Origin of the sequence: Neotabrizicola sp. VNH66 (assembly GCF_049445895.1) — a bacterium.
In the GTDB taxonomy this organism is placed as follows: Bacteria; Pseudomonadota; Alphaproteobacteria; order Rhodobacterales; family Rhodobacteraceae; genus Pseudogemmobacter.
In genome coordinates this window covers 118,118-130,377 of record NZ_JBMSDW010000007.1, presented here as the reverse complement: position 1 = coordinate 130,377, position 12,260 = coordinate 118,118, and the positions used below count along the sequence as shown (strand labels likewise).

Below are 12,260 nucleotides of genomic sequence, written 5' to 3'. Positions count from 1 at the left end.
TTTCATGCCTGCTCAACCGGTGAAGCCTGGCGCGCGAAAGACCTCTTCGCCCTTGCTCAGCGTCAGCAGCACCTGCGTCGCGGCAATTTCGACCCGGGACAGGGCAAAGATGTCGCGGTCCAGAAGCACCAGATCAGCCGCCAGGCCGGGCAGCAGGCGGCCTGCCAGATCCCCGCGCCATGCCGCCGCCGCGGCCTGCGCGGTATAGGCCAGCACACAATCCTCGACCGTCAAGGCCGGGTCCGTGGCGGCGATGACCGCGAATGGGTTCAGCGGATGGGCCGGCCAGTCCGATGACAGGCAGAAAGGCAGGCCATCTTCCGGGCGCGGGGCTGCGGGCGGAAGCCGAGCCATCAGGCCGGGCACGGAGGCCGCGGGCGGCGGCGTGATCTGGTGGAGCGCGGGCCATGCACCATTTGTACCCCGGGCAGCACGCAAGGCCTGCTGCACAAGGGCGCGGGCCGCCTCGGTCGCAGCTTCGATCCGCAGCTGGAACCGGGCGGCATCCAGCGCGGTCACGAGCCGCGCCAGCTGCACCGGGTCCGGGTCGTCGGGCAGGACCAGTCCCGCCGCGAACAGGTGCAGATCCGGCTCCGGCAGCGCCGCCCGCAGCGCCAGAAGCGGGGGCAGCGCCTCCTCTGGCGGTATGTCCGCCGCTACCGGCGCCACGCCTGCCACCCGCAATGTCAGCTCCCCCGCCTCCATCGCCTGCGCGTAGATCCGCGCCTCACGCCCGGTCATCCGGGGATCGGTCACACCGGTCAGGCCATGGGCATGGGCCAAGGCCTGCGCCGCCAGAAGCCCGCGCTGATATTGCGCATCGGTCAGCGGCGGCAGCCGCGCCATGGCCCAGGCGATGGCCCCGCCATGCAGCATCCCCGTCGGCTGGCCCGAGGGAGTGCGCACGATACGGCCACCCGGCGGGTCGGCGATTTCGCGGGTGATCCCGGCCATGGTCATCGCCGCGCTGTTCAGGCAGGCGCGCTGGCCACCCGCGTCACGGATCACCGCCGGGCGGCCGCCGGTGGCCGCGTCGATGGAAATGGCGGTCAGGTTGGTGTCGGTGAAGGTGCCCAGATGCCAGCCCGCGCCAAGGATGACCGGCAGGTCGGGGTTGCGGGCGGCATGGACGGCCAGCCGGGCGCGCAGATCCGGCAGGCTTTCGCTGCCGGTCAACGTGGCGGCGGTGACCAGATCGGCCCCACCTGACAGGAGGCGCAGCCGCGCGTCCTGAAAGCCGGGCAGGACCAGACGCCCGCCCGCGTCGATCACGCGCGCATCTTCGGCGGCGCTGGCAGCAATGGCGGCGGCCGGGCCAAGGGCGGCAATGCGCCCTTCGCGGATCAGAAGCGCCTCGGCCCCGGGCCGGGCAGCATCCATGGTGCGGATGCAGGCATTGGTCAGAACAAGGTCCGTCATGATGCGGGCACCTTGCCCGGATCATCCTGCGAAGAACATGGGGCGGTTGCGCGGGCCCGCGGGGCCAGCCGAAAAGCGCCGGGCCGGGGTCAGAGCTTCGGCAGTTCCGCCACCACCGCCCGGGCCGCGGCAGCCGGATTGGCCGCCGTCCAGATCGGGCGGCCCACGACGATATGGTCGGCGCCATCGGCAATCGCCTGATGCGGGGTGGCGATGCGTTTCTGATCCCCCACAGCGGCCCCCGCAGGCCGGACGCCGGGCGTGACGATCAGCTTGCCCGCCGCTTCGGGCAAGGCACGGATCAGCGCCGCCTCCTGCGGGCTGGCAATCACGCCATCGGCCCCCGCTGCCAGCGCCCGCGCCGCGCGTTCGACGGTGATGTCGTGAATATCCCCTGCCACGATCATATTCGCATCCAGATCGGCCCGGTCCAGCGAGGTGAGGACGGTCACGGCAAGCACCTTCAGCCCGGTCCCCGCCCGCCCCTGCGCCGCCGCGCGCACCACCTGCGGATCGCCATGCACGGTCAGAAAATCCAGCCCCAGCTGCGCGATGCCGCGCACGGCATTTTCGACCGTCTGGCCGATGTCGAACAGCTTCAGGTCCAGGAACACCCGCTTGCCATGCTGCTGCTTCAGCTCCATCGCCAGCGCCAGTCCGCCGCCGGTCAGCATCCCCAGCCCGACCTTGTAGAAGCTGGCGGCGTCGCCGATCGTCTCGGCAATCTTCAGCGCCGAAAGCACATCGGGCACGTCCAGCGCAACGATCAGGCGGTCATCCATCGGGGCCTCCGGTCCAGGGTGCCTTCCCATAGGGCGCGGCGCGTCGTCACGCAACCGCCGCTTCGTTGACAGCCGCCGGTTTCGGCGCGAGTTTGGACCGAAACGAAAGGGACAGGCATGGATATCACCGTCACGGTCGAGCGGCCCGAGGAAGGCCCCGGATCGGGCCCCATTCAGGTAGGCTGGTTCCTGACCAGCGACAAGAATGCGGTGCTGTATGATCCGCCCGAGCGGGTCAGTTTCCGGCAGACCAACCGGACCCATGCCAAAAGCGCGTCGCGCTGTCCGGGGGTGATCCAGCTGGAAAGCCGGTATTTCATGGTGAAATGCCCGTTCGACCTGCATATCGGCTTTCGCCGCGAGGAGAACGGCAAGCCGGTGCTGATCAACCGCGCGGGCACGGCAAGCCCGGTCCGTTCCGGCAAGCTGAACGAGATGCTGACGCTGGTGAATGAGGCCGAGTGGCGCTATCCGGACCGGCCCACGGTGCAGCTGGGCCTGCCCTACTGCTTCATCGCCGATGAGCTGGTCTATATCACCCAGCTGTCGCCCTTCATGCATTACCGTCCCGATCCGCTGCCGGGCACGATCTTCGGCGGACGGTTCCCCGTTTCGGTCTGGCCGCGGCCGCTGATGTGGGCCTTTGAATGGCACGAGCCGCAGAAGGACATCATCCTGAAACGGGGCGAGCCCCTGTTCTACGCCCAGTTTGAGGGCATGGACCCCGCGCGCCCGGTGCAGGTGGTCGAGGCAGAGCGGACGCCGGAGCTGGCCACCTATCTGGAGCAGATCGGCGGGGTGGTGAATTACGTCAACCAGACCTTCGGCCTGTTCAAGGCGGCCGAGGCCCTGCGGCCGAAAAAGCTGCTGACGCCCAAGACGCGCGGATGATTTCGGTCCTTGAGACGGTCACGCCTTCAGGGGAGGTGACCGAGATCCTGCGGATGGCGGGCCGGGTCGAGGCGCCGAACTGGTCGCCCTGCGGCACCTGGCTGCTGGTGAACCATCAGAGCCGTTTGTGGCGGGTGCCGCTGGACCGGCCCCGGCTGGAGCCGATCGACACCGGCGTGGCGGTGAGGTGCAACAACGACCACGGCTTTACCCGTGACGGGCGCATCCTTCTGGGCAGCCATCATGAGGGACGCGGCGCGCAGATCTATGCGGTGCCGGTTGCGGGCGGCATGCCGGAGGTGATTTCGACCCAGCCGCCCAGTTGGTGGCACGGGCTGTCTCCGGACGGGGAAACCATGGTCTATGCCGCGGTCCGCAACGAACAGCGGGTCATCGACATCTACACCCGCGCGCTGGCCGGTGGACCGGAGCGGCGGCTGACCCGGGCCGAAGGCCATTCCGACGGGCCGGAGTTCAGCGCGGACGGAGCGCGGATCTACTGGAACTGCGACCGGCCGGACGGGGGCGGCCATGCGCAGATCTGGGTGATGAATGCCGATGGCAGCGGCCAGCGGCCACTGTTCCGGGATGACCGGGTGAACTGGTTCCCCCACCCGTCGCCCTGCGGACGCTGGCTGATCTGGCTCAGCTATCCGCCGGGGACCGAGGGGCATCCCTATGACCTGCCGGTGCAGCTGTGGATCGCAGACCCCGACGGGCAGGACCGCCGCGTGCTGCGGGAATTCACCGGCGGGCAGGGCAGCCTCAACGTGCCCCCCTGGGCGCCGGATGGCCATGCCTTTGCCTGTGTGCGGTATCTGCCGGAGGCTAGCGCCTGACGGACGCGGCGCTGCGGGCGCCGAAAATCGCGCTGCCCACGCGGATATGCGTCGCGCCATGTTCGATGGCGGTCTCGAAATCCGCGCTCATCCCCATCGACAGGCCTGACAGCCCGTTCCGCGCGGCAATCGCTGCCAGCAGGGTAAAATGGGGCGCCGGATGCTCATCCTCGGGCGGGATGCACATCAGGCCCTGAACCGGCAGGTCCATCATCCGGCAGGCGGCAATGAAATCATCGGCCTGCGCGGGCAGGATGCCGGCTTTCTGCGGCTCCTCGCCCGTATTCACCTGAATGAACAGATCCGGGCTTTTGCCCCGCGATCCGGCGAGCTTCGCCAGAGATTCGGCCAGCGAGGGGCGGTCGACCGAGTGGATGACGTCGAACAGCTCCACCGCGACCTTGGCCTTGTTGGTCTGCAGCGGCCCGATCATATGCAGTTCCACGCCCGGATAGCGCGCCTTCCAGGCCGGCCATTTGGTGCCGGCTTCCTGCACATAATTCTCGCCAAAGCGGCGATGACCCTGATCCAGCACCGCCTCGACCCGGTCGCCGGGCTGGATCTTCGACACCGCGATCAGCCTGACAGACCCCGCCTGCCGCCCGGCCCGTGCTTCGGCCGCGCGCATCCGTTCGGTGATCTCTGCCAGTGCCATGCCCATCCCCCGGTTTCCGGGCAGGACCCTAGCCGGAGAGAGGGCAAAGGGAAAGACCGCGCCGGAAAGCTGAGGCCGGAAATGAAAAGAGCGGGCCAAAGCCCGCTCTTTCCTTCGATCTGATCCGTAAGGATTAGAACGAGAACTTGATGCCGAGGTCGGCAACGGTCTTAGCATTGTCAGCATTGGAGTCAGCGATACCACCAACGACCGTCGCACCACCGCCCAGGCTGTAGGAAGCGCCGATGCCATAGTTCAGAACCGAGTCATCACCGATGCTGGCGATAACGGCCGAGTAGTTGGTTTGCTTCAGGTACGCCGAGACGCCGATGTCACCGAACGAATGCTCGACACCCAGACCGATCTGGTCGTCCATGGTCACACCGGACACGGCACGGTCATCAAACGAGCCGTACAGAGCATAAACAGTGGTGTCGCCGAAGGCAGCAGTTGCACCCAGCCAGATGGCCGACGGATCAACGCCAGAGGTCATGTCGATGGTTTCGTAAGCCAGGCTCACCGAGTAGTTGCCAGCAGCATACTTGGCGCCCAGTGCGAAGGCTTGATTGTCATCCGTCGACGACAGACCTTGATAACCGTCCGTGAACGAAGCCGCGAAAGTGAAGGCATCGAACGAATAGGTGTAGAGCAGCGAGGGGTTGTCACGGTTGGTGATGCTGTCAGCACCGTCACCGGTCAGGTAGTCGCCTTCGTTGGCACCCGAAGAACCCGGAGCAGCGTTGCCGTCCAGATCGGTAAATCCGACTTCGGGCAGGTCGAACAGGACAGCTTCGGCGGCGCCGACGGTGTCACCCATTTCGATCTTGCCGAAAGCGCCCGAAACCCAGATCGAGCCAGCCGAACCGGTCGAAGCCGAAGCGCCAAGTTCGTCTTCTTGGTCAACGCGGAACGCGGCGCCGAACGACAGGCCGGTGTCGGTTTCGCCGGTCAGGTTGAACTTCACGCGGGCGCGGCTGGAGAAGTTCCAGTCGTCGCCATTGTAGACGATACCCATGCGGCCGTCGCCCGACAGAGACACTTCCGCAGCGGCGAAGCCGGCGCCAGCAACCAGGAAGCTGGTGGCGAGAAGAACCTTCTTCATCTTTTCCCTCATTTCATTTTCAAGGTCGCCCACCGCAGAACTTCCACAGCAGGAATGCAGTCTATTTCTACTTCTGCAGGCCTGATTGCAACTTCGGGAAACCGGATGCGGCCAATCCGTGGCGAGTCTGGTGCACCAATGCCACAGATGCGGCAGGCGCGGTCCGGATCACCCGCCCTGCCCGGGGATGAAAAGCGCTTGGCTTGCGGGGGGCGCTCGGCTAGGAAGCAGGCAGGCGTATCCCTAAAGGCGGGTGGCATGGCTGCGACTTTCATCCTGCGTTCGGCGACAGTTCTGGCCCTGTGCGGCACCCTTGCGGGCTGTGGCGGATCGGGGCTTTTCGGCGCATCGCGCGATGGCGTGGTGACGGCGGATGAGTTCGCGTCAAAGCAGAAGGCCGATGAACAGCGCGCTGCGCTGGCCAAGGCGCGCGGCGAAGACAAGCGTGAATCCACGCTCTGGGACCTTTTTTCCAACGCTGACGACCCCAACAAGACGGTGGAAGTGAACAAGTACCTCTGGCAGGCCAGCCTTGAGGTGCTGAACTTCCTGCCGGTGGAAACGGTGGACCCGTTCACCGGGGTGATCGTGACCGGCTACGGCACCCCGCCCGGCGGCGGCCGCGCGTATCGCGCCACGATCTATGTGCAGGACCCGGCGCTGGAAGCGCGCAGCCTGAAGGTCTCGCTTCAGACCAAGGGCGGGGGCGCCGTCTCGCCCGAGACGCTGCGCGCGGTGGAAGATGCGATCCTGACCCGTGCGCGGCAGCTGCGCATCCGCGACTCGAAGCTCTGACACTGCCGTGGGCGATTGCCGCTTTTGCGGGCAGTCAGCGCCGTGACATTGCAATCCGAATCAGCGCCCGCTCCATCAGCGCCATGCCCGGCGCGCGTGAGGCCGACCGCAGCGTCAGGTCGGTGTCCAGAAGCTGGGCGATTGCCGCCTCAAGGGCGCGCAGGGGCCAGCCCTGCAGCTGCCGCTGCATCCGGTCCCGCCGCGGCCCGAAGACCCGCGCGCGCATCAGCCCGGCCTGCACCCCACCCGGATCCGAGGCGGCAACCTGCAGGCTGCGGAAATGCCTCAGCACCTGAATGCAAAGGGTGACGGGCAGCACGCCCTGCCCTTCCAGCCGCCGCATCAGCGCCCCGATCGCCCGGCCCTCGCCCTCGGCCACGGCATTGAGCAGGTCATCGACCTCGGCCTCCAATGTGGCGGGCGCAAGGGCGGCCACTTCGGCGGGTGTCAGGGGCGCCGCATCGCCCCATTTGTAAAGACCGATCTTCTCCAGCGTCTGGCGGAAATCGCCGGGATCCAGTGCTTTGGACAGGGTGACCAGATCGGCCATCGCCTCGCGCCCGACATCCTGCAGGCCGGCGCGCTTCAACTCCGCCTCGATCTCCTCGCGCGAGGGGGGATCGTCATAAAGCCCGATGCAAACAGCATTGGGGTGCTTTTCGAATAGCGTCTTCAGCGGGGATTTCGCGGTCAGATTGCCCGCGGCCACCACGATATTCGCATCCCCCGGACGCCACGCCTTCAGCGCGGCGGCAATGGTTTCGGTCAGGCCATCGGTGGCGTCTTCGACAAAGGCCACGCGCGGACCCGGGAAAAAGCCCACCTCGCGGATGCCATCGGCCAGAAGCGCGCCGTCGCGGCGCAGATCGCCCGCGGAGAGCCGGGTCAGCCGCATCTCTGCCTCCCCTTCCGGGCCGATCAGGGCGGCAATCGCCTCCTGCCGTTTCATCGCCACCCGCATCGCATCGGCGCCGAAGATCAGCAGACCCGCGCGGCCCGGATCGGGTCTGGCCAGATAGCGGGTCGCCTCGACCCCGCGCAGCAGCATCGGCTCAGGCCCGGGCGGCGATCAGCCGGGTCACGATCTGATCGGCCAGAATGCGCATCAGCCGGTAGGCGGCATCTTCCTCGGCCGCCAGAAGCGCCACGGTCGAGCCGGTGGCCGCATAGGCGGTGAAGCTCTGCACCCGGCCGCTGGCCACCAGCGTGCCCGTGGCCGTTTCCGTCAGCCGGTAGTCGATGGTGCCGCGCAGGTTGTAGCGGGTGGTGCGGCTGTCGGTGGTGATGCCAACGCCAAGCGTCTCGGTCTCGATGGAATAGGTCAGGTCATAGCGATGATCTTCGGGACGGCCGAGCCGTTCCTCGATCCGCTCGACAAAGTCGAAATCGTCCTTGGCCTTCGGATCGGCAACCCGCACCGTGCCCAGAAGCGCCGTCGCCGCCCCCCCGGGCCCATAAGCCGGGGTAAAGCCGCAGGCGGCCAGCGCCAGCGGCATCAGAAACAGGCTGCGGCGGCGCAGCATAAGAGGGTCAGGCGACGACATTGATGATGCGCCCCGGCACGACGATGATCTTCTTCACCGGGTTTCCGGCAAGGAATCTGATCACATCCTCATTCGCCAGCGCGATCTTTTCAACCTCGGCCTTGTCCATATCCTTGGGCACGGTGATTTCAGCCCGGCGTTTGCCGTTGATCTGGATGGGAAGCGTCACCGTGTCATCAACCAAAAGCGCCGGATCGGCCTTGGGCCAGGGCGCGGTGGCGCAGAGACCGGCACCACCCTGATAGGTCCAGATCGATTCGGCGATATGCGGCACCATCGGCGACATCAGCTTGGCCAAAGTGCGGATCGCCTCTTTCATCACCGGGGTCGAGGCATTGGCCCGCGCGATGGTGTTGGTAAAGGCGTAAAGCGCGGCGATGGCCTTGTTGAAGGCAAAGCCGTCAATGCCGCGGGTGACCTCGTCCACGGCGCGGGCAGTGGCGCGACGCAGGTCGTCATCGCCCTCGCCCACGTGATCCGCCGGCATCTCGCCGATGCGCGAGCACAGGCCCCAGACGCGGCTGAGGTGCTTGAACGTGGCCTCGGCGCCCGAGGCGGTCCATTCCACGTCCCGCTCAGGCGGGCTGTCGGACATCACGAACCAGCGCGCGGTATCGGCCCCGAACTGCGCGATGATGTTCATCGGATCGACGACGTTCTTCTTCGACTTCGACATCTTGGCCGAAGGGATGACATCGACCAGTGCGCCTTCGTCGCGCAGCCCCTGAATCCAGGCGTCCACATCGGGAATGCTGTCCGGTTCAGGCGCGGGCACATCGCCCAGCACCACGACACGCCGGTCACCCACGGCCAGAACCGTCACATCTTCGGGCAGGTGATAGACCGGGCGGCCCTTGTCATCGGTGGTCTTGTAGATCTCATGCGTGACCATCCCTTGGGTGAACAGCGCATTGAACGGCTCCCGCGCCTTGGCGGGCAGATGGCCGGTCTCGTTCATCGCCCGGGCAAAGAACCGGGAATAGAGGAGGTGCAGGATCGCATGTTCGATCCCGCCGATATACTGGTCCACGTTCATCCAGTAATCGGCATCCTCGGCCACGGTCGGCGTGGTGGCGCGCGGCGCGGTGAAGCGGGCGTAATACCAGGACGAATCGACGAAAGTGTCCATCGTGTCCGTCTCGCGCCGGGCGGGGGCGCCGCAGGACGGGCAGGCCACGTTGCGCCATGTCGGGTGGCGGTCCAGCGGATTGCCGGGCACGTCAAAACTGACATCATAAGGCAGCTCGACCGGCAGGTTCTCTTTCTTCTCGGGCACCACGCCGCAGGTGGCGCAATGCACCACCGGGATCGGGCAGCCCCAGTAGCGCTGACGGCTGACGCCCCAGTCGCGCAGACGGAACTTGGTCACGCCGCGACCAAAGCCCTGCGCCTCGGCCAAGGCGATGGCATCCAGAATGCCCTGATCGCCGGTCTTGACCGTCGCGCCCGCGACATTGCGGATATACTGCACCCGCTCGGTCTTGGCGGGCACGAAGGGTTCGGACAACGCGGTCTCTTCCGCGCCCTCGGCCACAAAGACCGGCGGGATCGGCAGGCCGTATTTGGTGGCGAATTCGAAGTCGCGGGCGTCATGGGCCGGGCAGCCGAAGATCGCGCCGGTGCCGTAATCCATCAGGATGAAATTCGCGACCCAGACCGGCAACAGTTGGTCGGGGTTCAGCGGATGCCGGACCCGCAGGCCGGTGTCGATGCCGACCTTTTCCGCCGTCTCCAGCTCTTCGGCGGTGGTGCCGCCCTTGCGGCAGTCGGCGATGAAGGCGGCCAGCTCGGGGTCGGCCGCTTCCAGCGCCTTGGCCAGCGGGTGATCGGCGGCGATGGCGGCAAAGCTGGCGCCATGCAGCGTGTCGGGCCGGGTGGTATACACCTCCAGCTTTTCAAAGCCGGCGGGCGCATCCACGGTGTCAAAGGCGAACTGCAGCCCCTGCGATTTGCCGATCCAGTTGGCCTGCATCAGGCGCACCTTCTCGGGCCAGTCCTTCAGCCCGTCCAGCGACGCCAGCAGATCCTCGGAATAATCGCTGATCTTGAAGAACCACTGCGTCAGCTCGCGCCGCTCAACCGCAGCACCGGACCGCCAGCCCTTGCCGTCAATCACCTGCTCATTCGCCAGCACGGTCATGTCGACCGGGTCCCAGTTCACCACCGCCGCCTTGCGGTAGACGAGGCCCTTTTCCATCATGTCGATGAACATGGCCTGCTGCTGGCCGTAATATTCCGGGTCGCAGGTGGCGAATTCGCGGCTCCAGTCGATCGACAGGCCCAGCGGTTTCATCTGGGTCTTCATCACGTCGATATTGCCGTAGGTCCAGTCTTTCGGATGGCCGCCCCGCTCCATCGCCGCGTTTTCGGCAGGCATGCCGAAGGCGTCCCAACCCATGGGATGCAGCACGGAAAAGCCGCAGCTGGATTTGTAGCGCGCGACCACGTCGCCCATCGTGTAGTTGCGGACATGGCCCATGTGAATGCGCCCCGACGGATAGGGGAACATCTCCAGCACATAATATTTCGGCTTGGCCGGGTCGCGCTTGGCGGTAAACGTGCCTGCCTCGTCCCAGGCGGCCTGCCATTTGGGTTCGATAGCGGAGGGTTCATAGCGCGACATGGGAAAGCCTCTCGATCCAGCCCGCAGGGCTTAGCGCCCCTGTCGCCCAAGGTAAAGCGCAGCCTGCCGTTCCCCGCCACGGCAGCGGTCCTTCGCATGCCACGTTGCCGTGGCGGCAACGTCATCGGCCCTTGCGCCCGGCTCTCGGCTGCCGCAACCCTGCGGCATGCCCGATGCCATCCACCACCCGTTTCCCGAACCGCCGCCCGAGGGCGGGGCCACCGAAGTTGCACCCGGCCTTCTGTGGCTGCGCCTGCCGCTGCCGATGGCGCTGGACCATGTGAATGTCTATGCGTTGGAGGAGCCGGAGGGCTGGACGCTGATCGACACCGGCATGCACTCCCGCCGCAGCGTGGCCCTGTGGGAGCGGTTACTGGCCGGTCCGCTGCGCGGGTGGCCGGTGATCCGAGTGGTGGGCACCCATCACCACCCGGACCACATCGGGATGGCGGGCTGGTTTCAGACCCGCGGGGCCAGCCTCTGGATGACGCGGACGGCATGGCTTTATGCCCGGATGCTGACCCTGGATGTGCAGGAGACGCCCACGCCGGAATCGCTTGCCTTCTGGCGGCACGCCGGGTTGCCGCCGGACCGGCTGGCAACCCGCGCCGCGGAACGGCCGTTCAACTTTGCCGATACGGTGCATCCCATCCCGGTGGGGTTCACGCGGCTGACCGAAGGGCAGGTGCTGCGGATGGGCAGGCGGGACTGGACCGTCCGCATCGGCCATGGCCATGCGCCCTCACACGCCACCTTCTGGACCGATGGCCTTGTGCTGGGCGGCGACCAGCTGCTGCCCGGCATTTCCGCCAATATAGGTGTCTACCCGACCGAGCCTGAGGCCGATCCGCTGGCCGACTGGCTGGACAGCTGCGCCCGGCTGGCAGAGTTCGCCCGCGAGGATCAGCTGGTGCTGCCCGGCCACAAGCTGCCCTTCACCGGCCTGCCGTTCCGGCTGTCGCAGATGGCCGCGAACCATCAGACCGCACTGGACCGGCTGCGCGCGCATCTGACGGTGCCGCGGACGGCCTATGGCTGCTTTCCCGCCCTCTTCCACCGCCCCGTCGGCCCCGCGGAAGAGGGGCTGGCGCTGGTCGAGGCGGTGGCGCATCTGAACTACCTCTTGCATCGGGGAGAGGTCTCGCGCCTCCTTGGGCCCGCGGGGGAGTGGCTGTGGCAGGGACAGAAAGCATGAGCGGACCGAAGCGGAAGCTGCCGGCGAAAGCACCGGCCGCAGGCATGGCGCGCGCGGCCCATGACCGGTTGATCGCCTATATCCGCCATTTCGAAAGCGGGCTGAACCCCGATGAGGAAATCGCCATGGGCTTTGCCGGGGGCGAGGCGGGCATCCTGCGCATCGAAGGGATCGGCTGGTCCGACCCCGATATCGTCACCTTCTATGGTCGCGACGAAGACGGGCTGAAGACCCAGTTGGTGCAGCATGTCAGCCAGCTTTCGGTCATCCTGCGCGCAGTGCCGCTGGCCCGGCCCGAGGCCCCGCCCCGCCGCATCGGCTTTGCCCTGACCGGAGGCTGGCGCGGCGGCGAATCCGGTGATGCCTCTGCGGGCGACATCGACAGCTGACCGGGTGACACTGGCGCGTGAATCGG

Annotated in this window: 12 protein-coding genes; 5 read left to right on the top strand and 7 right to left on the bottom strand. The window is 66.8% G+C overall.

Annotated features, from left to right (window positions below):
- Positions 1 to 12 precede the first annotated feature (12 nt).
- Both ACO2Q5_RS12175 and pyrF read right to left on the bottom strand, forming a co-directional pair.
- Positions 13 to 1,419 (bottom strand): amidohydrolase, encoded by a 1,407-nt coding sequence (locus tag ACO2Q5_RS12175; protein WP_423291349.1) that lies wholly within the window; start codon positions 1,417 to 1,419, stop codon positions 13 to 15.
- An 89-nt stretch (positions 1,420 to 1,508) separates the two neighbouring features.
- Positions 1,509 to 2,201, bottom strand: a complete 693-nt coding sequence (gene pyrF / locus ACO2Q5_RS12170) for an orotidine-5'-phosphate decarboxylase (RefSeq protein ID WP_423291347.1) — start codon at positions 2,199 to 2,201, stop codon at positions 1,509 to 1,511.
- A 117-nt stretch (positions 2,202 to 2,318) separates the two neighbouring features.
- Between pyrF and ACO2Q5_RS12165 the strand changes: the two genes are divergently transcribed.
- Positions 2,319 to 3,092, top strand: a complete 774-nt coding sequence (locus ACO2Q5_RS12165) for a hypothetical protein (RefSeq protein ID WP_423291345.1) — start codon at positions 2,319 to 2,321, stop codon at positions 3,090 to 3,092.
- Positions 3,089 to 3,931 carry a TolB family protein gene (locus ACO2Q5_RS12160; protein ID WP_423291343.1) on the top strand — a complete coding sequence of 281 codons (843 nt, stop codon included), beginning with the start codon at positions 3,089 to 3,091 and terminating at the stop codon, positions 3,929 to 3,931. Before ACO2Q5_RS12165 ends, ACO2Q5_RS12160 begins: the two co-directional genes overlap by 4 nt.
- On the opposite strand, the gene ACO2Q5_RS12155 is transcribed toward ACO2Q5_RS12160, so the two are convergent.
- Positions 3,921 to 4,586, bottom strand: coding sequence for a YggS family pyridoxal phosphate-dependent enzyme (locus tag ACO2Q5_RS12155; RefSeq protein WP_423291341.1), 666 nt, complete (start codon positions 4,584 to 4,586; stop codon positions 3,921 to 3,923). The genes ACO2Q5_RS12160 and ACO2Q5_RS12155 overlap by 11 nt on opposite strands.
- Positions 4,587 to 4,719: 133 nt before the next feature.
- On the bottom strand, positions 4,720 to 5,688 hold the full coding sequence (locus ACO2Q5_RS12150; protein ID WP_423291339.1) for a porin: 969 nt from the start codon (positions 5,686 to 5,688) through the stop codon (positions 4,720 to 4,722).
- 258 nt (positions 5,689 to 5,946) lie between these two features.
- Between ACO2Q5_RS12150 and ACO2Q5_RS12145 the strand changes: the two genes are divergently transcribed.
- Positions 5,947 to 6,483 carry a DUF3576 domain-containing protein gene (locus ACO2Q5_RS12145; protein ID WP_423291337.1) on the top strand — a complete coding sequence of 179 codons (537 nt, stop codon included), beginning with the start codon at positions 5,947 to 5,949 and terminating at the stop codon, positions 6,481 to 6,483.
- Between the two features lie 34 nt (positions 6,484 to 6,517).
- Here ACO2Q5_RS12145 and holA read toward each other — a convergent pair whose 3' ends face one another.
- The 3 genes from holA to leuS are packed head-to-tail and all read right to left on the bottom strand — an operon-like array spanning position 6,518 to position 10,650.
- Positions 6,518 to 7,531, bottom strand: coding sequence for a DNA polymerase III subunit delta (holA, locus tag ACO2Q5_RS12140; RefSeq protein WP_423291335.1), 1,014 nt, complete (start codon positions 7,529 to 7,531; stop codon positions 6,518 to 6,520).
- 4 nt (positions 7,532 to 7,535) lie between these two features.
- Positions 7,536 to 8,027, bottom strand: coding sequence for an LPS assembly lipoprotein LptE (gene lptE, locus ACO2Q5_RS12135; protein WP_423291333.1), 492 nt, complete (start codon positions 8,025 to 8,027; stop codon positions 7,536 to 7,538).
- Positions 8,014 to 10,650, bottom strand: coding sequence for a leucine--tRNA ligase (gene leuS / locus ACO2Q5_RS12130; RefSeq protein WP_423291331.1), 2,637 nt, complete (start codon positions 10,648 to 10,650; stop codon positions 8,014 to 8,016). The genes lptE and leuS overlap by 14 nt, the downstream gene beginning before the upstream one ends.
- Before the next feature lie 166 nt (positions 10,651 to 10,816).
- Between leuS and ACO2Q5_RS12125 the strand changes: the two genes are divergently transcribed.
- Positions 10,817 to 11,845 (top strand): MBL fold metallo-hydrolase, encoded by a 1,029-nt coding sequence (locus ACO2Q5_RS12125; protein WP_423291329.1) that lies wholly within the window; start codon positions 10,817 to 10,819, stop codon positions 11,843 to 11,845.
- Positions 11,842 to 12,234 (top strand): DUF6173 family protein, encoded by a 393-nt coding sequence (locus ACO2Q5_RS12120; RefSeq protein ID WP_423291327.1) that lies wholly within the window; start codon positions 11,842 to 11,844, stop codon positions 12,232 to 12,234. The genes ACO2Q5_RS12125 and ACO2Q5_RS12120 overlap by 4 nt, the downstream gene beginning before the upstream one ends.
- Positions 12,235 to 12,260: the final 26 nt, after the last annotated feature.